Source organism: Kosakonia sacchari SP1 (assembly GCF_000300455.3).
Taxonomy (GTDB): Bacteria; Pseudomonadota; Gammaproteobacteria; order Enterobacterales; family Enterobacteriaceae; genus Kosakonia; species Kosakonia sacchari.
In genome coordinates this window covers 2,707,803-2,730,113 of record NZ_CP007215.2, presented here as the reverse complement: position 1 = coordinate 2,730,113, position 22,311 = coordinate 2,707,803, and the positions used below count along the sequence as shown (strand labels likewise).

Annotated in this window: 16 protein-coding genes and 2 tRNA genes; 6 read left to right on the top strand and 12 right to left on the bottom strand. The window is 54.6% G+C overall.

All coding sequences use genetic code 11. The features are described from left to right. Nucleotides 1-12 precede the first annotated feature (12 nt). Nucleotides 13-6,816 (top strand): AIDA repeat-containing protein, encoded by a 6,804-nt coding sequence (locus C813_RS35830; RefSeq protein ID WP_017456586.1) that lies wholly within the window; start codon nucleotides 13-15, stop codon nucleotides 6,814-6,816. A 176-nt stretch (nucleotides 6,817-6,992) separates the two neighbouring features. Here C813_RS35830 and C813_RS35825 read toward each other — a convergent pair. From C813_RS35825 to mdtK, 4 genes are all read right to left on the bottom strand, one after another. Beyond that, nucleotides 6,993-7,069 (bottom strand) — tRNA-Val (locus tag C813_RS35825). 12 nt (nucleotides 7,070-7,081) lie between these two features. Further along, nucleotides 7,082-7,158, bottom strand: a tRNA-Val gene (locus C813_RS35820). 615 nt (nucleotides 7,159-7,773) lie between these two features. Next, nucleotides 7,774-8,523 carry a hypothetical protein gene (locus C813_RS35815; protein WP_017456587.1) on the bottom strand — a complete coding sequence of 250 codons (750 nt, stop codon included), beginning with the start codon at nucleotides 8,521-8,523 and terminating at the stop codon, nucleotides 7,774-7,776. 278 nt (nucleotides 8,524-8,801) lie between these two features. Next, nucleotides 8,802-10,175 (bottom strand): MdtK family multidrug efflux MATE transporter, encoded by a 1,374-nt coding sequence (gene mdtK, locus C813_RS35810; protein WP_017456588.1) that lies wholly within the window; start codon nucleotides 10,173-10,175, stop codon nucleotides 8,802-8,804. Nucleotides 10,176-10,489: 314 nt separating this feature from the next. Between mdtK and C813_RS35805 the strand changes: the two genes are divergently transcribed. Further along, nucleotides 10,490-11,131 carry a riboflavin synthase gene (locus tag C813_RS35805; RefSeq protein WP_017456589.1) on the top strand — a complete coding sequence of 214 codons (642 nt, stop codon included), beginning with the start codon at nucleotides 10,490-10,492 and terminating at the stop codon, nucleotides 11,129-11,131. Nucleotides 11,132-11,162: 31 nt separating this feature from the next. Here the strand turns inward: C813_RS35805 and cfa are convergent, their stop codons facing one another. Then, nucleotides 11,163-12,311, bottom strand: a complete 1,149-nt coding sequence (gene cfa, locus C813_RS35800; protein WP_017456590.1) for a cyclopropane fatty acyl phospholipid synthase — start codon at nucleotides 12,309-12,311, stop codon at nucleotides 11,163-11,165. A gap of 308 nt (nucleotides 12,312-12,619) precedes the next feature. Next, nucleotides 12,620-13,816 (bottom strand): purine nucleoside transporter PunC, encoded by a 1,197-nt coding sequence (punC, locus tag C813_RS35795; protein WP_017456591.1) that lies wholly within the window; start codon nucleotides 13,814-13,816, stop codon nucleotides 12,620-12,622. Between the two features lie 112 nt (nucleotides 13,817-13,928). On the opposite strand from punC, the gene punR reads away from it, so the two are divergent. Then, entirely contained in the window at nucleotides 13,929-14,840 is a 912-nt protein-coding gene (gene punR / locus C813_RS35790) for a DNA-binding transcriptional activator PunR (protein WP_017456592.1), read from the top strand. A gap of 18 nt (nucleotides 14,841-14,858) precedes the next feature. Here the strand turns inward: punR and purR are convergent, their stop codons facing one another. Next, nucleotides 14,859-15,884, bottom strand: coding sequence for an HTH-type transcriptional repressor PurR (gene purR / locus C813_RS35785; RefSeq protein ID WP_017456593.1), 1,026 nt, complete (start codon nucleotides 15,882-15,884; stop codon nucleotides 14,859-14,861). Nucleotides 15,885-16,181: 297 nt separating this feature from the next. Between purR and cydH the strand changes: the two genes are divergently transcribed. Together cydH and C813_RS35780 are read left to right on the top strand one after the other, a co-directional pair. Continuing rightward, nucleotides 16,182-16,271, top strand: a complete 90-nt coding sequence (gene cydH / locus C813_RS46985) for a cytochrome bd-I oxidase subunit CydH (protein ID WP_016496299.1) — start codon at nucleotides 16,182-16,184, stop codon at nucleotides 16,269-16,271. Nucleotides 16,272-16,439: 168 nt separating this feature from the next. Next, on the top strand, nucleotides 16,440-17,609 hold the full coding sequence (locus C813_RS35780; protein WP_025263638.1) for an MFS transporter: 1,170 nt from the start codon (nucleotides 16,440-16,442) through the stop codon (nucleotides 17,607-17,609). Between the two features lie 54 nt (nucleotides 17,610-17,663). Here C813_RS35780 and sodB read toward each other — a convergent pair whose 3' ends face one another. Continuing rightward, the gene (gene sodB / locus C813_RS35775) at nucleotides 17,664-18,245 is read right to left on the bottom strand and encodes a superoxide dismutase [Fe] (protein WP_017456595.1); all 582 of its coding nucleotides are present in this window, start codon (nucleotides 18,243-18,245) and stop codon (nucleotides 17,664-17,666) included. 124 nt (nucleotides 18,246-18,369) lie between these two features. Continuing rightward, complete coding sequence (locus C813_RS35770; RefSeq protein WP_017456596.1) at nucleotides 18,370-19,200, bottom strand: C40 family peptidase; 831 nt, start codon at nucleotides 19,198-19,200, stop codon at nucleotides 18,370-18,372. A gap of 339 nt (nucleotides 19,201-19,539) precedes the next feature. Between C813_RS35770 and C813_RS35765 the strand changes: the two genes are divergently transcribed. Beyond that, entirely contained in the window at nucleotides 19,540-19,884 is a 345-nt protein-coding gene (locus C813_RS35765; RefSeq protein ID WP_017456597.1) for a Grx4 family monothiol glutaredoxin, read from the top strand. A gap of 38 nt (nucleotides 19,885-19,922) precedes the next feature. Here the strand turns inward: C813_RS35765 and rnt are convergent, their stop codons facing one another. The 3 genes from rnt to nemA all read right to left on the bottom strand — a co-directional run bounded on the left by rnt (nucleotide 19,923) and on the right by nemA (nucleotide 22,266). After that, on the bottom strand, nucleotides 19,923-20,576 hold the full coding sequence (rnt, locus tag C813_RS35760) for a ribonuclease T (protein WP_017456598.1): 654 nt from the start codon (nucleotides 20,574-20,576) through the stop codon (nucleotides 19,923-19,925). Nucleotides 20,577-20,668: 92 nt separating this feature from the next. Further along, entirely contained in the window at nucleotides 20,669-21,076 is a 408-nt protein-coding gene (gloA, locus tag C813_RS35755; RefSeq protein WP_017456599.1) for a lactoylglutathione lyase, read from the bottom strand. A gap of 95 nt (nucleotides 21,077-21,171) precedes the next feature. Continuing rightward, nucleotides 21,172-22,266, bottom strand: a complete 1,095-nt coding sequence (gene nemA, locus C813_RS35750; RefSeq protein ID WP_017456600.1) for an alkene reductase — start codon at nucleotides 22,264-22,266, stop codon at nucleotides 21,172-21,174. Nucleotides 22,267-22,311: the final 45 nt, after the last annotated feature.

Sequence of the window (22,311 nt, the reverse complement as noted above, 5' to 3'; positions counted from 1 at the left end):
GAGGACATAGAAATGAAAAAAAGTCTTAACTGCAGTTACCGGCTGGTGTGGAATGACGTTCAGCGGGCGTTCGTGGTGGTTTCAGAACTGACCCGAGCGAAAGGCAAGCGCGCAGGCGGCGCGGTATTGATCTCAGCGGCGGTGGGCGGCCTGTTCGCAAGCAGCGGGGCGATGGCGTTCACCCCTGATGTCACTGGTTCGACGCAGGATGAGGTGGTGCAGGAAGGCGTACAGAACGTGCGTCCTGGCGGCTTAACCACCAACCATACCATCAGCACCCGTGGCACCCAGATAGTGGCGGGCGGTCAGACCGTGGATACCCGAGTTCAGGATGGCGGTTCGCAGATTGTGCGGCAGAACGGCCAGACGAGGGGTACCGTTGTCACTGACGGGACACAGATCGTTGAAGTGGACGGGACGGCAACAGGCACGCAGCTTAACAGCGGCGGCAAGCAGGCAGTCGCCGGTAAGGCTAATAGCACCATTGTCGGTGCTGGCGGTGTGCAGACTGTGCAGGAAAGCGGGGTGGCAAGCCAGACGATTATTAACACTGGCGGCGTGCAAGCCGTTAACGGCAGTTCCGTCCAGGGCGTCATTAACGCTGGCGGCATCCAGCTCATCAACAGCGCTGGTTTCTCTCAGGACGCGACGGTAAACAGCGGGGGTGTCCAGCACGTTAACGTCGGCGGTTCCGCGGCCGACACCGCCATCTTTGGCGGCGGCAATCAAGTCGTGGCCGGCACGGTATCCGGTGCGCACCTCAACGACGGTGGTGCGCAACTGGTTCAGCAAACCGGTAAAGCCACCGGCACCATCATTAACAATCGCGGTACGCAGACCGTAGACGGCACCGCTATCTCCGCAGTGGTCAACGGCGGCGGTACCCAACTGGTGCATAGCGGCGCGCTGGCGGCGGGCACCATCGTGAACAGCGGCGGGGTTCAGCATATTAATCAGGGCGGGGCAGCTTCCGACGGCGTGGTGTTTGGCGGCGGTACCCAGGTACTGGCGGGAACCGCATCCGGCACCAGCGTCAACGATGGCGGTGCGCAGCTGGTGCAGAAAACCGGCAAATCCACCGGAACCATCATCAACAATCGCGGCACGCAGACCGTAGACGGCCAGGCCATTTCTTCTGTCGTCAATGCTGGAGGGACGCAGCAGGTTAATCGTGGCGGGCTGGCGACGGGCGGTGTGGTGAACACCGGTGGTCTGCAACATATCAGCGAAGGGGGTGCAGCATCCGACGCCATTCTGCTCGGCGGCACCCAACTAGTGGAAGGCACCACCTCCGGCACCATCATTAATAACGGCGGTTTGCAGCAGATCCACGCCAGCGGCATGAGCAGTGATGCGGTGGTTAACGCCGGCGGTAAACAGGATGTAGACGGCGTCTCCTTCTCCGCTGAAGTGAACGACGGCGGCCTGCAGAAAGTCCGCAGCGGTGGCGCTGCCACCAGCGCGGTGATCAACAGTGGCGGGATTCAGAATGTACTCTCAGGTGGGTCAACCGCCTTCACCACGCTGTTGGGCGGTATTCAGCAACTGGCGGGCGTAGCGGCAGATACCATTATCGGTGCCGGCGGCGTACAGCACGTTCAGGTGGGTGGCAGCGCCAGCGGATCGCTGATTAATGAAGGCGGCCTGCAGCGCGTGGATGGCACAGCCAACTCATCGGTTATCTATGACGGCGGTATCCAGTTGGTGAACAGCGGTGGGCTGGCGGATAACGCGACCGTTAACGGTGGCGGCCTGCAACATATCAATGAAGGCGGCGCTGCATCCGACACCACGGTGTTTGGCGGTGGTCGGCAAGTTGTTGCCGGTACGGCCTCCGGCACCAGCATCAATGACGGCGCTTACCAGCTTGTACAGATAACCGGTAAAGCTATCGACACCATCATCAACAGCGGTGGCACTCAGGCGGTAGACGGCACGGCGATCTCCGCTGTGGTCAATGATAGCGGGGTGCAACTGATTCACTCCGGCGCGCTTGCCGCGGGCTCGCTGGTTAATGCCGGTGGTTTGCAGCATATCAACGAAGGCGGCGCTGCCTCGGATGCGCTGCTGTTTGGCGGTACCCAGATTGTCGAAGGCACGGCATCCGACACCCGCGTGGACTCTGGCGGTGTGCAGCAAGTTCACGTTACCGGCAAAACCATCGACAGCAAAATCTATGACGGCGGTTTCCAGGATGTTGACGGCACGGCTAATGGCACGATCGTCTACGCCGGCGGTAAACAGCTGATCCGCAGTGGCGGTCATGCGAACGACACCCGCGTCGATAAAGATGGTGTGCAGATTGTCCGTGCCGGCGGCGCTGCCTCAAAAACGACGCTGCTAGGAGGAACGCAGCAGGTCGCGGGTATGGCGGGCGACACGGTTATTGGCGACGGCGGCATTCAGCACGTCCAGGTGGGCGGCATTGCTGCGGGAGCGCTTATCAACAGTGGCGGTTTGCAGCGTGTTGACGGTTCGGCGACCTCCGCCGTGGTGAACAATGGCGGCGTGCAGTTGGTGAACAGCGGTGGGCTGGCCGCGGGTTCTATCGTCAACAGCGGTGGCCTGCAGCACATCAACCTTGGTGGCGCAGCGTCTGATGGCACCATTTTCGGCGGCGGTAAACAGGTGGTGGCAGGGACTGCGTCCGGGACCAGCGTCAGCGATGGCGGTCTGCAGATCGTGCAGGCCAGCGGCAAAACCACCGGCACCCAAATCAACAGCGGCGGCGTGCAGAGCGTTGACGGCAGCGCCACCTCATCCGTGGTACGCAATGGCGGTATCCAGTTGGTGAATAACGGCGGCCTGGCGGCAGGTACCGCCGTTCACAGTGGCGGTCTGCAGCACATCAACCTTGGTGGCGCAGCGTCTGATGGCACCATCTTCGGCGGCGGTAAACAGGTGGTGGCGGGCACGGCGTCCGGTACCAGCCTGAACGATGGCGCCTATCAGATCGTCATGACCACCGGGAAAGCAACCGGCACCCTGATCAACAGCGGCGGTGTGCAGAGTGTTGATGGTAACGCGACCTCGGCGGTGGTGCGCAACGGCGGCATCCAGTTGGTGAACAAAGGTGGTCTGGCGGCAGGCACCACGGTGAATAGCGGCGGTCTGCAGCACATCAATCTCGGCGGCGCGGCGTCTGACGGCACCATCTTCGGCGGCGGCAAGCAACTGGTGGAAGGTACTGCCTCCGGTGCCAGCGTGAACGATGGGGGTACGCAACTGGTAGCCGGGAGCGGTAAAACTACCGATACCCACATCAACAGCGGCGGTGTGCAGAGCGTAGACGGTACGGCCATCTCGTCCGTGATCAATGACGGCGGCCAGCAAATCGTCAACTACGGTGGCCTCGCTGCCGGTTCGATCGTGAATAACGGTGGGGTGCAACACGTCTCAGCCGGCGGCGCGGCGTCCGATGGCACGGTGTTCGGCGGCGGTACGCAACTGGTGGAAGGTTCGGCTTCCGGCACCAGCATCAGCGACGGCGGGGTACAATTGGTGACCAAGAGCGGTCAGGCTAGCGGCACGCTGATTAACAGCGGCGGCGTACAGCGCGTACATGGTCAGTCGTTCGACGCGGTGATTAATAACGGCGGGGCGCAGATCGTTGACCCGTATGGCTGGGCACGTCAGAGCGTGATTAACGCAGGCGGGACGCAGATCCTCAGCAACTCTGCTGTGGCGATCTCCACCCTGATGAATGGCGGTGAGCAGCACGTCAATAATGGCGCGAAATCCTTCGCTGCGCGCCTGCTGGGCGGTACGCAAAATATCGGCAGCGGCGGGCAGGCCTTCGAAACACGCGTCGAGAAGGGCGGCGTGCAGAATGTTAACTCGGGCGGTTACACCTATGGCGGCACTATCTCAACCGGCGGCAGACAAAATGTTGCCTCCGGCGGCGTCACCGACTTCACCTTTGTTGATGGCGGTCTGCAGGTGGTTGACGGTACCTCGATTGTCAGCATCGTGAAAAACGGCGGGCGTCAGGTTGTCAACAAAAATGCCAATGCCGAAGTCTCTGTGGTGATTGATGGCGGCATTCAGGAAGTCCTTGGCACCACCACCGGATCGGAAATCACCCGGGCGGAACAGCGCGTCTTTAGCGGAGGTACAGCCACCTCTACCGTGCTGAGCGACGGTGCGGTTCAGGGGATTTACTACGGCGCCGTGGTGACCGATACCCGTAACCGTAACAGCATCCAGAATGTGTACAGCGGTGGGCGTGCGCAAAACAACCTGATGGATGATTTTGCAGTGCAGAACATCGCAGCGGGTGCTGCGGCGGTGAACACTTCGATGATCAACTCCAGCCAGCAGAATGTGCGCGGCAGTGCCGTTGATACCGATCTTTCAGCGAACGCCGTGCAGAACGTCTATCGCGGCGGGGCTGCGACTCGCACGGCAATCTACGAGCGCGGTATTCAGAATATCTATAGCGGCGGTGAATCGATACTTGCCGTCATCCAGGCTGGCGGGATCCAGAACGTGCTGAACGGCGGTACCGCCACTCGCACCACCATTAACGGTGGCGGTACCCAGAACGTTAACAGCGGCGGGACGGTGATCTCCACCATTATCCGTGAGGGCGGGATCCAGAACGTGAATGACGGGGCGATCGTTATCGACAACCAGGTGGTTGGCGATCAGGTGGTCAATCAGGGCGGCACCGTCGCTTCGTCCACCGTCAGCGAAAACGGCACCCAGAGTGTCACTTTCGGCGGCACGGCAATTGCCACTACCGTCAGCAAAGGCGGTGCCCAGTTCGTTCGCGCCGGGGGCACGGCGGATCTGACGGCGATTGAGCGCGGCGGCATGCTGGCGCTGGAAGATGGCGCAACGGTCACCAATATCAATCTCAATAGCGGCGCCGCGTTGATGGCGGGCACCGACACCACGCTCAACGGCACCAACGCGCTTGGCAGCTTCTCCATTGCTAATAAAATTGCGGATAACGTGCTGCTGGAAAGCGGCGGTCTGCTGTCGGTTGCCGCTGACGGCAGCGCCAACAACACTGTGGTAAGCGAGAACGGTACGCTGAGCGTCGCCGAGGGCGGTATGCTGACCGGGGTCACCAAAGTCAACGATGGCGCAACGCTTGCTGGTAACGTCAACAACAGCGGCGAACTGCGCATCACCACCGACACCAGTGCCAGCACCGTAAACGCGGCCATCAACGGTAACGGTACGCTGTATAAAGAAGGTGATAACACGTTGACTCTGAGCGGCACACTTAATCAGGCGGGCGGCACTTACCTGCAGAGCGGTACGCTGGTGTTCAGCGGGCTGGATGCCGTGACCGACATCATCGCCCAGCGCGGCACCTCGCTGCAGCTGACCAACGGCACTACGCTTACCGGGATGATTGACCCGACCGACCTGACCGTTGATGCTGGTTCAAGCTGGCTGATGACCGCAGACTCCCTGCTCAATAACCTGACACTGGGCGGCTCGATCGATTACCAGGCACCGACCGGAACGTTTGTCCCGAAAACCCTGACCGTCACCAACCTGGTGGGCAATGGCGGGACCATTACCCTGAACACGCTGTTTAACGGTAATAACGTAGTGAGTGACAGCCTGGTGCTGGATGGCGGCACCGCGACCGGTAATACGCGGATCGCCATTCGCAGCCAGGGCGGTCTGGGTGCGCGTACCACCGGCAACGGTATTCAGGTGGTGAATGCCATCAACGGCGCGACCACCACCGATGATGCTTTCAGCCTCAACGGCAGCCTGCAGGCGGGGGCGTATAACTACACCCTGCAACAGGGCAGCGCCGACGAGAGCTGGTATCTGACCACCGCTGCAGCCGGCAGCAACGAGAACGGCCCGCAGAACTACCGTTCGGCGACGTATCTCTATAGCTCCGTCTATGCGCAGGCAATGGACTACGACAGTGCGCTGCTCGGCTCGCTGGATGCCCGTCGCTATGCGGCGCGTACCGCAGCCGAAAGCGGTAGCAACATGTGGGCCCGTTTCCAGGCCGGTCAGTTGAGCCACGATCACGGCAGCAACGATCTACGCAACGGCAACACGCCGGATAGTAAAGGCGGCTATACCTTCCTGCAGATCGGTAGCGATTTGTGGCAGGGCTCGGCCTCTGCCATGGAATGGACTGTTGGGGTGTACGGTGCGGCGGGTCTTTCTGCCGTCGATGTGCAGCGTAACGACAAGTCGAAAGCCGGTACGGTACGCGACGACGCCTACAGCGGCGGCCTCTATCTCAACGGTGTGCATGAGAGCGGCTGGTGGATGGACGTAGTGGCCCAGGGGACACGCCACAACTTCGACACCAATCCGCGCGATGGCGACGGTCTGAAAACCCACGGCTGGGGCTATGTCGGTTCTTTCGAAACCGGTCTGCCGTTTGAAATCGGCGGCGGCCTGGTGCTGGAACCGCAGGTGCAGTACCAGTATCGCGGTGTGAACCTGAAAGATGGCAATGATGACGTTGCAGACGTGCAGTTCGGCGACGGTCACAGCCAGCAGGTGCGTGCCGGTCTGCGTCTGGGCAACAACGCGACGCTGAAAGAGACAGGCAAACCGGTACCGGTAAGCTGGTGGGTGCGTCCGTCCTTCATCCAGACCTTCGACTCGAAGGGCTCAGTGAACGTCAGCGCGCCAGGCGTAGCAGGCAGCGAGGTCGCGTTCAATCCGGATCAGGACGGCACCGCTGCCTCGCTGGATGTCGGCATCGACGGCCAGATCCGCGATAACGTTACCCTCGGGGTGCGCGCGGGTTACACCCGGAGTATCGACGACGCAGGCACCGGCGGCTACGGCGGTCAAATCACGCTGAAAGTCGGCTTCTGATAGCCAGGTTGTAACACGAAAAGCCGTGCCGCAAGGTGCGGCTTTTTTATTTGCTAATGCAGCAACACTGCATACGAGGGAAGGTCGCTTTATCACTGTCGCTAACGCGCAGTCGGCGTGGTGGTAATGCGCATGCTGAGATGAAACTGAAAAATAGAACGGAGACTAACTAAGAATGGTGCGTCCGAATGGACTCGAACCATCGACCCCCACCATGTCAAGGTGGTGCTCTAACCAACTGAGCTACGGACGCACTGAAAAAGAATGGTGCGTTCAATTGGACTCGAACCAACGACCCCCACCATGTCAAGGTGGTGCTCTAACCAACTGAGCTATGAACGCAGTGTTGTGGTTGACAACGGGGACGAATATTAGCGGCAGGCCGGAGATGTGGCAAGTGGAAAATGGCAAATTTCTTACGTAATTCGCTCGATTGCGGAACTTTTACGCAAGATGTGGCTATTTTACTGATGTAAAAGAATAAATCTTAAGCATTCATCAAATTAACCGCCTTCGGCTGCGTGTCTCTCTCAATATCAACGGTACGACTTCTTGCGCTGAGCAGAGGATTTTGCGCATTTTTGCGCTGATTCCTGACGACAACATAGTTTGTTCTTCTCACCACTAACGTTTAACTTTCGCGAGGGATCTTTGTAGCTTTAAACGAACTGACACTGTGATTGCGCAATCAGTAGTGAATTGAAAAACTTGACTGAGCGTCCCGCTGGTTCAGATGAAATTTCTCTCTGCCGTGAGGCGCGAGAAAAACATCCTCAAGACATCGTGAACAAAATGAATACGTGGCTCGTGGTAAATGATAAGTCTGCGTTTACATCAACATCAGAAATAAAGGGCCTTTACGCGAAGGCCCAAATAATAGTGTGCATAGTGATAAAAATATGAACCTGTGATTATTTCATTGTCTTTCGATAACAGGTTAAATAAGTCTGCGTTTATTTATGAGATTTTTTGTAGAGAAATGCTGCCATCACTAACGGAATTTACCGGTGATACCGGGGAATAAACAATTTGGCTCGATGTGCCAAAAATTGAATTCTGATAAAGGTTGCCACTTTCAACCACAATCGCAATATTACTATCCGGAACACCGCTCCCGGATGTATTAATAACGACTTTCTTTAATGCCGCGCTGGATTCTTTCGGCATATTAATCCCTACCACCGTGATTGTGCTGTCTTCAAAAAACAGCCCAACCAAACCGGTGCTGGTTGAGTTGATATTTAAATCGTACCATGCCAGATCCGGTGTTGCGTAAGCGCGAGAATAGCCACTAAAAGAAACCGCATTACCATTGGTCGGAATTTGAATGTTATTAATTCCGCTCAATGGTAAGAACAGGCTAACGGCATACACGTCGACTGACGAATTCTGCTGCGCCTGATCGGGTACGGATACGGTAATTTCAAACGCTTTCGTTACGCTGGGGTCAATAAGATACGCGAGGCCCAGTGAAAACCCCTGACCCTGAACTGACTGCACGCTGTAATTCTGCGGTTTTTGGTTATTATAAGCGACATTAAATGGCGTGGTGTTGCCAGTATTATTATAAACAACAATCGCTACTGGCTGGTTAGGCAGATTAGTATACGTCACTGCTTGCCCTTTACCCAGTGTAGTTCTACTGCCATCGGAAATGGATGACTGAAAACCTGCGGACGCATTCATAGCATAAGCTGTCGTGAACATATTAAATATCCTCTACGAGTAGAAAGCTGAATGTTAATGGCAATATTGGCAGGTGAGTTTTTTGCCAACAAATTAAAAGTAGAATTATCCTGGTTTATTTTCAAATAAATATTTATGAAGATTTTTATACTGAATAAAATCAACGATCATGCTGGTGTGGTCGTTAATATATATCTGGCATGTAGGGTATATAAATAAGGCTGTATAGAATATATCTATTCTTGTTTATTACTTAATTAGCGAGCAAAGAAATAGCCGCCAAAAGGCGGCTATGTTTGTTAGCGCGCAGCACGCTGCAAAATGGTCGCAGAGGGCTGGCGTTGCAGGAAACACATCCGCAGCATCATCATTATCGCCGCCGACGTCAGGCCAATAATAAATCCCATCCAGAAGCCCGCAGGGCCCATTCTGTCGACCACTAAATCGGTTAACGCCAGCGTGTAACCCACCGGTAAACCCAGAACCCAATAGGCAATAAAGGTGATAAAAAAGATTGAGCGCGTATCTTTATAACCACGCAGGATACCGCTGCCAATCACCTGAATGGAGTCGGAGATTTGGTAAATGGCCGCCAGCAACATCAAGTGCGATGCCAGCGTCACGACATCTGGATTATCGTTATAGATCAGCGCTATATGTTCGCGCATTAACGCGGTAAAAATCGCCGTTAATGCCGCCATGGAGATGCCGACCAACAACCCCGTATGGGCTGAGGTTTTCGCATTCAGCGTTGAGCCCTGGCCGAGACGAAACCCGACGCGAATTGTCACCGCCGCTGACAGCGAGAGCGGTAAAACAAACATCAGCGAACTGAAATTAAGCGCGATCTGATGTCCGGCGACATCGACAATGCCCAACGGCGAAACGAGCAGTGCTACCACGGCAAACAGCGTCACTTCGAAAAAGAGCGCCAGTGCAATGGGCAGCCCAAGCTGTGTCAGGCGTTTTAACACCGCGAAGTCAGGTTTGGCAAAACGTTGCATCGCTTGAATATCACGCATCGCGCGGGCGCGTTTAACATACAGGCGCATGCAGATAAACATCACCCAATAGACGGATGCGGTCGCCACGCCGCAGCCCACGCCGCCAAGTTCGGGCATACCGAAATGACCGTAAATAAAGATGTAGTTCACCGGGATATTTACCAGCAGGCCGACAAACCCCATCAGCATACCCGGGATCGTGCGGGCGAGGCCTTCGCACTGATTACGCATCACCTGGAAAAAGAGATAGCCTGGCGCACCCCACATTAACGCACGCAAAAAACGCACGGCTTTATCCGCCAGTTGCGGATCGATGTTATGCATGGCGTAAATAATATGACCGGCATTCCACAGCACAATCATGATCAACACTGCGACCATGCCCGCCAGCCAGAAGCCCTGACCGACCTGATGGGCAATTCTGTCGCGACGTCCGGAACCATTTAACTGGGCAATCACTGGCGTCATCGCCAGCAGCAGACCGTGGCCAAACAGAATGGCGGGAAACCAGATTGAGGTCCCGATTGCCACCGCCGCCATATCCGTGGCGCTATAGCCACCGGCCATTACTGTATCGACGAAACCCATGGCTGTCTGGGCGACCTGCGCGAAAATAACCGGCACGGCGAGTGCCAGTAACTGACTCGCTTCTCTCATATACTTCTGCACGAGAACACCTTTATCTTGTTGTTATAAGAAAGAATGGAACGACTAATCAGGAAGGAGTTTTTCCTTGTGCTAAAAAGGATGCCGCACAGCGATGGGTGCGACATGTGTACAAATATTACCTGCTATAGCGTGCTTTTGCCATGCCAGTCATATAGCAAAATTATCTTTTAGCACGCGGCGCTACGCTTATCTTCTCACCAGCGTGGCGCGAAAAAGGGGGGCAGGGCGATTGAAACTGGCAAGGGTAAATTTCACCTGTTATTGTGCGTAAAGAACACGGTAATGACCGAATGAATGGAACAGGAGTGGTAAGCATGTTTACGGGTATTGTACAGGGCACGGCGAAACTGGTGGCCATTGATGATAAACCCAATTTCCGCACTCACGTTGTTGAGTTGCCTGAGACGATGCTGGATGGCATTGAGACCGGCGCTTCCATTGCCAATAATGGTTGCTGCCTGACAGTGACGGCGATTAACGGTAGCCATATCAGCTTCGATCTGATGAAAGAGACGCTGCGTATCACCAACCTCGGCGATCTGAATGTGGGCGACACGGTAAACGTAGAGCGCGCGGCAAAATTCAGTGATGAAATTGGCGGTCACTTAATGTCGGGTCATATTATGACCACTGCCGAAATTGTCAAAATTCTGACCTCGGAAAATAACCGCCAGATCTGGTTCAAAGTGCAGGATCCTGCACTGATGAAATACATTCTGTACAAAGGTTTTATCGGCATTGACGGGATTAGCCTGACGGTTGGTGAAGTTACCAGTAGCCGCTTCTGCGTGCATTTAATTCCGGAAACGCTGCAGCGTACGACGCTTGGCGCAAAAAAGCTGGGGCATCGCGTGAATATCGAAATCGACCCGCAAACGCAGGCGGTTGTTGACACCGTGGAGCGCGTGCTGGCCTCGAAAGAAGCGGCGATCGTTGCCGCAGCCAGCGAAGAGTAAAAATAAACCCCGGCATGCCGGGGTTTATTTTTTAACGCGCCACGCGCAACCCGTGTTCAATACCCCGGCTGAAAACCACCTGCCAGAGCTGAATATCGCGCGCGCGAAACGCCCCCGCGCAGGCATTGAGGTAATAGCTGAACATCCGTTTAAAGCGTTCCGAATAGTTGTCGGAGATTTCCGGCCAGGCACCAAGAAAACGCTCATACCACGCCATCAACGTACGGTCATAATCCGCGCCGAAATTGTGCCAGTCTTCCATCACGAAGTGTGATTCGCTGGCATCTGCAATCTGGCGCACAGAAGGCAGACAACCATTCGGGAAGATGTAGCGGTTGATCCACGGATCAACATTGTGATCGGTGCGTTTTGAGCCGATGGTGTGCAGTAAAAAAATGCCATCGGGCTTCAGGTTACGATCGACGACGCGGAAATAGGTCGCGTAGTTTTTTGGCCCGACATGTTCAAACATGCCAACGGAGACAATGCGGTCAAATTGCTCGTCGAGGTCGCGATAATCCTGCAAACGAATATCGACATCCAGCCCTTCACAACGCTTCTGCGCCAGCTTTTGCTGTTCTGCAGAAATCGTCACGCCAACCACACTGACGCCGTAATTTTGCGCCATAAACTGCGCCAGACCGCCCCATCCACAGCCAATATCCAGCACGCGCATGCCGGGTTTTAACTTGAGCTTTTCACCGATAAGCCGCAGTTTTGCCCGTTGTGCATCGTCCAGCGTTTCAGCGTCCTTCCAGTAGGCGCAAGAGTATTGCATCTGCGGATCCAGCATGCGGGTAAACAGATCATTACCGAGATCGTAATGTTCTTTGCCCACAATCCAGGCCCTTTTTTTACTTTGCAGATTAAATAATCTTGCTCCGGCAATGCGGAGTGTGTCTTTGAGATGGTGCGGAAGTTGGTTTTCCAGCCCGGCGCGCAGAACTTTGGTAAAGAATATGTCCAGGCGGGGGCAATCCCACCAGCCGTCCATATAACTTTCGCCGAGTCCGAGCGAGCCTTCCTGTAAAACGCGTTTGAAAAAATCAGGGTTTTTCACCTGAATATCTGACGCTGCGGGACCGTTGACGCGAATACCTGCGCGACCCAGCAGTTCGTTTGCTATACGGAACCAATTGTCATCCCGTACGCTAACTTCTTCTATACACGATGAACTCATAACTTCTCCATCACTCGCAGTGATCAGAACCTTCAAAGAGCGTAGACGCTTTTTCAGGCTTGTGAGAAATCTCACGGTTTTCACCGTGAGGCTGATATCCGACGTAGAACAGAGGAAGGGAGAGGACCCTTGCCGAAAGGCCTTCCATGGGTAAACGGGTACAATCCGGTACCCGTTAATGCATAATATTTATCGTATTTATCAAACAGCCGAAAATGAGTATAGGCGCCAAAATCCGGTGATTCAATAAAAAGCCATTAGCAAGCTAACCGCTGAGTTATTGATAGTCGCTTGCGCAACTATTAATGCTAATGCGACGAGTGAGCCACAACCTCTTTATCCGCCCGTTCATCCTGAGTGCGGCGCTGAAGCCGATAACCCAACGCGACCAGCAACACCATTGACACCATAACACTGGTCGTCGTCAGCAGTGGTGTGGCGATAAGCCACGAAACGACCAGACTTGCCAGGAAACATAACCCCAGTTGTAGCGTATTCTGCAAGGCGGCTGCGCGACCGGTGGCCTGCGGGAATGGGCGCAGCGCCTGCGCGACCACGATAGGGTAAATCGCGCCATTGGCCATTGCCATAAAGCAGAAGGGGATGAGTAGCGCGGTCAGCGACACGTCCGACATAAAACCGACGGCCCAGGTGGCGAGGACACTTAACGCGAAAGCCCCCAGCAGCCACGGCAGCAAGCGAAAACCCTGCCATTTCTGCAACGCGGCACGGCAACCGTAACCGCCCACCAAAAAGGCGATGGTTTGCGGCACATAACTGAGGCCAATAACCGATGGGCCATAACCCATTTCGTGAAGAATAAACGGCGAACCGGTCAGCCAGGCGAAGAAACTGGCCGAGCAGGCGGCATAGATAATCACATTCCCGCGATAGTCCCGGGCGCGCAGCAGATCCATAAAGGTCAGCGATTGTTCGTGGTGCTCAATCTTATTCGCCGGTGCTTTCAGTCGCCATGCCGGGATCATCAGAATCACTGTGATCGCCAGTAAGGTGGCGAAAATGGCCTGCCAGTTGAAATGCGCAAGGATCCAGGCTCCCAGCAGCGGTGCCAGAGCGGGTGTTAAACCAACGAGCGGCATAATGGTGGCGAAGATGCGATTGACGCGATGCGCGGGATAGTTATCCGTCACCAGCGCCTGCCAGCTTACTGTCGCGGCGCAGACGCCTACCGCTTGCACAAAGCGCAGCACCAGCAACAGGGTTGCATCGCGTACCCATAATGTTCCCAGACACCCCAGCGCGAAAATCGCCAGCCCGGCCAGCAACACCGGCTTGCGGCCATAGCGATCTGATAGTGGCCCCCATACCAGTTGCGCAATGGCAAAGCCCGCCAGAAACAGGCTTAAGGTTGCGCTAACCACCGCAGACGATGTGTGTAAATCTTGCTGTATCGCGCTGAAGGCGGGGAGGTACATATCAGTGGCTAAAAAGCCGAGCACGCTTAATCCCGCGAGCCAGACTAAAAATCCGTTGCCAGGTTGCATTAGTGTTTCTCTTTAATTGCAGGTAATCAGGGCTGTCGAGTGTAAGGAGTGCATTAGCGCTTGTGAAACGCTAATATTTGCGTAGTGGTTTCAAAATTTTTGCAGGCAGATTATGTGGTCAGAATATTCACTGGAAGTGGTTGATGCTGTCGCGCGCAATGGCAGTTTTAGCGTCGCGGCGCAGGAGTTACACCGTGTACCTTCTGCGGTGAGCTATACCGTGCGACAGCTTGAGGAGTGGCTGGCTGTTCCGCTGTTTGAACGCCGCCATCGTGATGTTGAGCTCACGCCTGCCGGGGTCTGGTTTTTGAAAGAAGGGCGAGCTGTTATCAAAAAAATGCAGATCACCCGTCAGCAGTGCCAGCAAATCGCCAACGGCTGGCGCGGGCAACTGGCAATTGCCGTCGACAACATCGTAAAACCTGAACGTACCCGGCAATTGATCGTCGATTTCTATCGCCATTTCAGTGATGTTGAGTTGCAGGTTTACCAGGAAGTCTTTAACGGTGTCTGGGATGCGCTTGCTGACGGGCGGGTTGAGCTGGCGATCGGCGCAACGCAGGCCATCCCCGTAGGTGGGCGTTATGCGTTTCGCGATATGGGAATGCTGAGCTGGAAATGCGTGGTTTCCAGTCGTCATCCGCTGGCGTCACTGGCAGGTCCGCTCAGCGACGATACCTTGCGCAACTGGCCTTCACTTATCCAGGAAGATACGTCCCGCTCGTTGCCGAAACGTATTACCTGGCTGCTGGATAATCAGAAACGCGTGATTGTCCCTGATTGGGCGTCGTCGGAGGCGTGCTTATCTGCAGGGCTGTGCGTGGGAATGGTGCCGGCACACTTTGCCCGCCCGCGGCTCGACAGCGGTGACTGGGTCGCGCTGAACCTGGAAAACCCCTTCCCGGACGCGGCGTGCTGCCTGACGTGGCAACAAAATGAGGCTTCCCCGGCGTTAAACTGGCTGCTGGAATATCTTGGGGACAGTGAAACGCTGAATGACGAATGGTTAAGGGAGCCGAATTAACGGCTCCGTAATAAGCGATTAGCGGCGATAATCGCGGAACGGGCCATCGGCCACTGAGCGACGCTCGACCAGGCGCGGATGCACTTCGATAGACTGCGACTCCTCGCGCTTGTTGACGATGCGATCAAGCAGCATGGTAAACGCCGTTTCTCCCAGCGAATCTTTCGGCTGGTGAATCGTGGTTAATGCCGGAGTGAAGAAGCGTGAGTTACGCACATTGTCATAACCAATCAGGGAAATATCCTGCGGTACGCGTAAACCCATCTCATCGGCAGCACACAGCGCGCCCATCGCCATAATGTCGCCACCGCAAAACACCGCAGTAGGGCGATGCGCCTGACCGAGGATTTGCTGCATCGCGCGATAGCCGGATTCCGGCTCGAAATCGCCCTGTACGATCCAGTTTTCCGGCACGGTGATAAGGGCTTCTTCCATCGCTTTCATAAAGCCAGCCAGACGGCCAGCGCCAGTGTTACGCTCCAGAGGGCCTGGGATCACACCAATATCGCGGTGTCCGCGATCAATAAGGTAGCGACCGGCCATATAACCGCCTTCGAAGGCGTTATCAATAACGGAGTCCGTAAAGTCGGCCTTCGCTTCGCCCCAGTCCATCACGACCATCGGAATATGGCGGTACTCTTCCAGCATGTTCAACAGCGATTCCGGGTATTCTGAACACATTACCAGCAAGCCATCGACACGCTTTTGCGCCATCATCGACAGGTAAGCACGCTGTTTTTCGAGGCTATTCCAGGCATTGCCAAGGATCAGGGTGTAACCCTTCTGGAAGCACTTTTTCTCTACGGCTTCAATAATTTCAGCAAAGTAGGCCGCTTCACTGCTGGTAGCCAGCAAACCGATCGATTTTGTGTGATTCACTTTCAGGCTGCGGGCGACAGCGCTGGGGGAATAGTGCAGCTCTTTAATCGCTGCCCACACGGCGTTGCGCGTCTCTTCGGCGACGAAACGGGTCTTGTTAATTACATGTGATACGGTTGTAGTGGAAACGTTTGCTCGTTTCGCTACGTCTTTAATCGTTGCCATCAGATATCACTCCAGACCATATCATAAGCTCCTGATAATACTTAAGGTAAACGTTTGCCTTTAATCACCCTGTACCCATCAAAGGGGGTGCGGTACGCCGGGAAAACGACACTGGACGTCAGGAGGGGAGTCAATGGCCGGTACGCTAATAAATTTAGCGTCGAATTTTGTCTGATCTTGAGCAAAAGGGGAAGTATTAAAACGTTTCTCCTGCGAATTCCCGCAAGATTTTTAAGATAATTTGTGCAAAAATGCGTTATCTCACTTTTTGTGGGGAAATTAAAAAGGGGAAAATTGATGAGCACCGATCTGAAGTATTCTTTAATCACTACCGTCATCGTTCTGAGCCTGATTGTTTTCGGCGGTCTGACTGCTGCACTGCATTGATCTATCGCGAGGGAGAGCCTCTTCTCCCTCGGTTTTCTGCCCCGCTATTGTTATCACCTCTGCAATAATCTTTTGTCATTCTGCTAACTTCTGTTTTTTGTGATAGCTGTCATACTTTTGACTTCAGCGACAGGGTCGCTAGTCGGCATGTCTTTTTTGGAGTCACAGATGAAAATTAATTTCCCTTTGCTTGCCCTGGCGATTGGCGCCTTCGGCATTGGTACTACCGAGTTTTCCCCGATGGGATTACTGCCGGTTATTGCCCGCGGCGTTGACGTTTCTATTCCGGCAGCGGGGATGCTGATTAGCGCCTACGCTATCGGTGTAATGGTTGGTGCGCCGTTAATGACGTTGTTGCTGTCTCATCGCGGCAGACGCAATGCCCTGATCTTTTTGATGGCAATTTTTACGCTTGGTAACGTGCTGTCGGCGATCGCGCCGGATTACACCACATTAATGCTGGCACGTATCGTCACTAGCCTGAACCATGGCGCTTTCTTTGGTCTTGGTTCGGTGGTGGCAGCAAGCGTGGTTGCCAAAGAGAAGCAGGCCAGCGCAGTCGCCACCATGTTTATGGGGCTGACCATTGCTAACATCGGCGGTGTACCTGCCGCGACCTGGCTGGGTGAAACCATTGGCTGGCGCATGTCGTTCATGGCCACTGCCGGGCTGGGTGTGATTGCTATGGCGAGCCTGTTCTTTTCGTTGCCGAAAGGTGGTGCTGGTGAGCGCCCGGACGTACGTAAAGAGCTGTCGGTACTGGTACGCCCACAAGTGTTGTCCGCATTGCTGACCACTGTGCTCGGCGCAGGTGCCATGTTCACGCTGTATACCTACATTGCGCCGGTACTGCACACCATTACCGATGCCACTCCCGTTTTTGTGACGGCGATGCTGGTGTTGATTGGCGTTGGTTTCTCCATTGGTAACTATCTCGGCGGCAAACTGGCGGATCGCTCGGTCACCGGCACGCTGAAAGGTTTTTTGATCCTGCTGATTGCCATCATGCTGGCGATCCCGTTCCTGGCGCGCAGTGAAGTGGGCGCAGCCATCAGCATGGTGGTGTGGGGCGCGGCGACGTTTGCGGTGGTTCCGCCGTTGCAGATGCGTGTCATGCGCGTTGCGCATGAAGCACCTGGCCTTTCATCTTCAGTCAATATCGGTGCCTTTAACCTCGGTAACGCGCTGGGCGCGGCAGCCGGTGGAGCAGTGATTTCCGCTGGGCTGGGTTATGATTTCGTCCCGGTTATGGGGGCGATTATTGCCGGGCTGGGTCTGCTGGTGGTGCTGTTCTCTGGCCGCTCTCAGCCAGAACGTGTCTGTGCCGCAGCAGAATAAATAGCACAAATGCAAAAAAGGAGGGGCTAGCCCCTCCTTTGTTTTATGCCGCGTTTATGCCGCTAAATTTTTGGCCACGAATGACCAGTTTACCAGCGCCCAGAAATGTTCGAGGTAGTTCGGACGCGCATTACGATAATCGATGTAATACGCATGTTCCCACACATCGACGGTTAACAGCGGGGTTGCGTCGCTTGTCAGCGGCGTACCCGCATTAGACGTTGAAACAATGGCTAATGCGCCATCCGCTTTTTTCACCAGCCACGTCCAGCCAGCACCGAAGTTTTTAACCGCAGCATCGGTGAATTGCGCTTTGAATTCGGCAAAGCTGCCGAAGGATTTGGCGATAGCCGCCGCCAGCTCACCAGCCGGTTCACCGCCAGCATTCGGAGCCAGGCAGTTCCAGTAGAAGGTATGGTTCCAGACCTGGGCGGCATTGTTGAACACGCCGCCTTCGCTGCTTTTCACAATCTCTTCCAGAGATTTACCTTCAAAAGCGCTGCCTTTGATCAGGTTGTTGAGGTTGGTGACATACGTCTGATGATGTTTACCATAGTGGTATTCCAGCGTTTCGGCTGAGATATGCGGCGCCAGGGCGTCTTTTGCATACGGTAATGCAGGTAATTCAAACGACATTGCTATTCTCCTTTCATTATTTTAATGACATCCAATAGCCCTACTGGATGTGCGGGTTAGGGTAGCAAATCGAAAGGTCACACAAAAGAGGGAGTTACCTGCCGCCGATGCGGCAGGTGAGGGGTTAGCGAATGGTTTTCGGCGTCACGACGCGACGCGCGCCGACATAATGACGCTGCCAGTAATCTTCACTCAGCGAGGTGACCTGAATATCCTGGCCGCTACGCGGAGACTGAATGAATTTACCATTACCGACGTACACGCCAACGTGATCGGCTGTACCACGGCCCTGGGTACGGAAGAACACCAGATCGCCGCTCTCCAGTTCCGCCACATTCACCGGCGATGCATCGCGCAGGTGATACATTTCATTGGCGGTACGTGGAATACGAAATTTCACCAGATCCTTATATGCGTAATAGACCAGACCACTGCAATCGAAACCGGTGCTCGGTGAGGTGCCGCCCCAGTGATAAGGCTTGCCAATCTGATTCATCAGTTTGGACATGGCGGTTTTTTGGGCTTTCTGAATGCGAACTTTATGCACATCGGCGATGGCGTTAGTGCTTTTGACCTTCACACAATGCGGCTTGTGTCCTTTGCGCGGCGTACATTTTTCAGTCCAGGTGACAGCGGTGGTTTTTAACGGGCTGGATGCATTACGACGCGAGGTGATTTTGCTGGCTTTTTTGCTGGTGGTAACTTTTTTGTTTGCCGGAGTTTTTTTGCTCTCCGTTGTTTTTTTGCTGGTGGTTTTTTCTGCCGGACTGCGACTGTTTTTCTTTGATGTCTTTTGTGATGTATTTTTTTTCTTACGTTCGGATGCTTTCGCCAGATGCGCTTTTTGCACGGCTGACGCTCGCGCCTGTTCAGAGGCACTCGCTAATGGCGTGAAAGAAAGCGTGGTGAACAACAAAGCACAGAGCGTGATTGAAGCTTTTGGTATCCGCGCCACTGAGCAATCCCCTGTTAGGGCAAGCATTTAATATGCCTGCAAATGGTTTTTTAAAACTCGTCGATTCTAATCCATAAAAACCCCAAAAGTTAATACTGTTTTTGCATCTATAGCTTCGTTTCGTTAACAAGCGCAAAAAAAAGCAGCAAAACGTTTCTATGTGCGCAAGAGTTAGGCAGCAAGCGGGACGGCGAGTTGAGTTAAGTCATATTCCTAAGGCAACTTTTGCCGACAGACGATAAAATCATGAACGGTGAACAAAATGTTATTTTCCGATGCCCCTCTGAACCGTTACAATGGCGAACATCTGCCGTAGAAGAAGTTGAAGGAAGCAAGACAATGAGCACAACACTTGAAAAAATCCAGCGCCAGATCGCTGAAAACCCAATTCTGCTGTATATGAAAGGCTCTCCGAAGCTGCCAAGCTGCGGTTTTTCCGCCCAGGCGGTGCAAGCGCTCTCTGCATGCGGTGAACGTTTTGCCTATGTAGACATTCTGCAAAACCCGGATATTCGTGCAGAACTGCCGAAATACGCTAACTGGCCAACCTTCCCGCAGCTGTGGGTTGAAGGTGAACTGGTTGGCGGCTGCGATATCGTGATTGAAATGTATCAGCGCGGTGAATTGCAGACGCTTATTAAAGAAGCGGCGGCAAAACATAAAGACGAGCCGGACGCAGAGTAATTTCTGCCAACAAAAAAGCGACCTGACGGTCGCTTTTTTTATGCCTCATTTTCATCCGCGATGGGCAACGGCCAGCCGCCGAGACGCTTCCAGCGGTTGACGATTTCGCAAAACAGCAGGGCGGTTTGCTCTGTATCGTACAGTGCGGAGTGCGCCTGCGAGGCGTCAAACGCGATGCCCGCCGCGCCACAGGCTTTTGACAGCACTGTCTGCCCTAGCGCCAGCCCGCTTAATGACGCGGTATCGAAGGTGACAAACGGGTGGAACGGGTTGCGTTTCAGCGAAGCGCGCTCCGCAGCGGCCATCATAAAACTGTGATCGAATGTCGCATTGTGCGCCACCATGATCGCGCGGTTACAACCCTGATCTTTAATGCCTTTGCGCACCATTTTAAAAATGGCGTGCAGCGCGTCATGCTCACTTATCGCACCACGCAGCGGGTTGTTCGGATCAATACCGTTAAAGGCCAGCGCTTCGGGTTGCAGATTCGCGCCTTCGAAAGGCTCAACGTGGAAATGCAGCGTGCTGTCGGGCATGAGCCAGCCTTGTTCATCCATTTTCAGCGTAATGGCGGCGACTTCCAGCAGCGCGTCAGTTTTGGCGTTAAACCCGGCGGTTTCAACATCTATTACCACAGGGTAAAAACCGCGAAAACGGTCGCACAGACCAGTCAGTTGAGCGTTATCGGACATCAGGATCTCTTGATACGGGAAAATGGCAGCGCATTATGGCAAATTTTACGAAGGGATGTAAAACAGCGGGCGCAAACCGCGCCCGAAGGGGATTAGTTACCCAGGCCTTTACCGGCGTCTTTCTCTTCGATCAGCTCGATTTTGTAACCGTCCGGATCTTCAACGAAGGCGATAACCGTGGTTCCACCTTTTACTGGACCCGCTTCACGCGTCACATTACCGCCGTTGTTGCGGATAGCTTCGCAAGCTTGCGCCGCGTTTTCCACGCTCAGCGCGATATGACCGTAAGCATTACCCAGATCGTAGTTTTCCACGCCCCAGTTGTAGGTCAGTTCAATCACCGCTTCTTCGCTTTCCGGGCCGTAGCCAACGAAAGCCAGCGAATATTTATATTCCGGGTTTTCACTGGTACGCAGCAGCTTCATGCCCAGCACGTTAGTATAAAATTCGATGGAGCGTTGCAGGTTGCCGACGCGCAGCATGGTGTGAAGTAAGCGCATAATGTCCTCTTGTATGAATGTGTTAACGTTCCGAATAGAAACACAATTTTAGTATAGCGGCGCAGACCCGCCGCTATCAATGAACAATCAGAGGATCACAGAGAAGGGTAGTCGGTATAGCCTTCCGCGCCGCCGCCATAGAAGCTTTCCGGGCGCTGCGGGTTCAGTTCCGCTTTCAGTTGCAGACGTTTCACCAGGTCCGGGTTGGCGATATAAGCGCGACCAAAAGCTACCGCGTCAATCAAACCTTTCTCGATCAACTCTTCTGCTTTTTCCGGGGTATAGGCACCTGCACCAATGATCGGGCCGTGGAAACGTGCGCGCACTTTTTCACGGAAAGCGTCGGTGTACGGTTCGCCGCCTGCCCAGTCCGGCTCTGACATATGCAGGTAAGCAATGCCGCGCTTGCCCAGTTCTTCGATCAGATACAACGCATCGGCTTCTTCGTTCGGGCCGTTATCCATGTTCTGGAAAGAACCGATTGGAGACACGCGAATACCAATGCGCTCTGCGTCCCACTCTTTGCTTACCGCGTCGACCACTTCCAGCACCAGGCGCGCGCGATTTTCCACGCTGCCGCCGTACTGGTCGGTACGCTGGTTCGCCGACGGTGAAAGGAACTGGTGCAACAGATAACCATGGGCCGAGTGCAGCTCAACCAGATCAAACCCGGCGTCGCGCGCATTGGCAACGGCCTGGCGGGAATCATTAACAATACCCGGGATCTCATCGGTTTCCAGCGCGCGCGGCGTGGAGGTGTCTTCACGCGTGGCGTTGCCGTTGGCATCACGCAGAGAGGTACGTGTTCCCGCGTTGATGGCTGACGGTGCGACCGGCGCGGCACCACCCGGTTGCAGGCTGCTGTGCGAGATACGACCGGTGTGCCACAGCTGTACGGCGATACGGCCGTTTTCGCTATGCACCGCATCGGTGATTTTCTGCCATGCCGCGATTTGTTCTGCGCTGTGCAGACCCGGTGCGCCGGCATAGCCTTTCGCCTGGGCGGAGATTTGCGTGGCTTCGCTGATAATCAGGCCGGAGCTGGCGCGCTGACGATAATATTCCGCCATCAATGGGGTAGGAATATCACCCGGCTCAATGCTGCGCAGTCGGGTCAATGGCGCCATAAAAACACGGTTTGGAACGGTAATCGCGCCCACTTTCAGCGGCGTAAATAATTTACTGGACATAACAACTCCTGAATAGACCGGTCGACTAGTAAAAAGTGAAATAAA

What these genes read in the sequence shown, in the direction of transcription:
- C813_RS35830 (WP_017456586.1), top strand. Translation starts at nt 13, where the DNA reads ATGAAAAAAAGTCTTAACTGCAGTTACCGGCTGGTGTGGAATGACGTT.
- C813_RS35815 (WP_017456587.1), bottom strand. Translation starts at nt 8,523, where the DNA reads ATGTTCACGACAGCTTATGCTATGAATGCGTCCGCAGGTTTTCAGTCA.
- C813_RS35805 (WP_017456589.1), top strand. Translation starts at nt 10,490, where the DNA reads ATGTTTACGGGTATTGTACAGGGCACGGCGAAACTGGTGGCCATTGAT.
- cfa (WP_017456590.1), bottom strand. Translation starts at nt 12,311, where the DNA reads ATGAGTTCATCGTGTATAGAAGAAGTTAGCGTACGGGATGACAATTGG.
- punC (WP_017456591.1), bottom strand. Translation starts at nt 13,816, where the DNA reads ATGCAACCTGGCAACGGATTTTTAGTCTGGCTCGCGGGATTAAGCGTG.
- punR (WP_017456592.1), top strand. Translation starts at nt 13,929, where the DNA reads ATGTGGTCAGAATATTCACTGGAAGTGGTTGATGCTGTCGCGCGCAAT.
- purR (WP_017456593.1), bottom strand. Translation starts at nt 15,884, where the DNA reads ATGGCAACGATTAAAGACGTAGCGAAACGAGCAAACGTTTCCACTACA.
- cydH (WP_016496299.1), top strand. Translation starts at nt 16,182, where the DNA reads ATGAGCACCGATCTGAAGTATTCTTTAATCACTACCGTCATCGTTCTG.
- C813_RS35780 (WP_025263638.1), top strand. Translation starts at nt 16,440, where the DNA reads ATGAAAATTAATTTCCCTTTGCTTGCCCTGGCGATTGGCGCCTTCGGC.
- sodB (WP_017456595.1), bottom strand. Translation starts at nt 18,245, where the DNA reads ATGTCGTTTGAATTACCTGCATTACCGTATGCAAAAGACGCCCTGGCG.
- C813_RS35765 (WP_017456597.1), top strand. Translation starts at nt 19,540, where the DNA reads ATGAGCACAACACTTGAAAAAATCCAGCGCCAGATCGCTGAAAACCCA.
- rnt (WP_017456598.1), bottom strand. Translation starts at nt 20,576, where the DNA reads ATGTCCGATAACGCTCAACTGACTGGTCTGTGCGACCGTTTTCGCGGT.
- gloA (WP_017456599.1), bottom strand. Translation starts at nt 21,076, where the DNA reads ATGCGCTTACTTCACACCATGCTGCGCGTCGGCAACCTGCAACGCTCC.
- nemA (WP_017456600.1), bottom strand. Translation starts at nt 22,266, where the DNA reads ATGTCCAGTAAATTATTTACGCCGCTGAAAGTGGGCGCGATTACCGTT.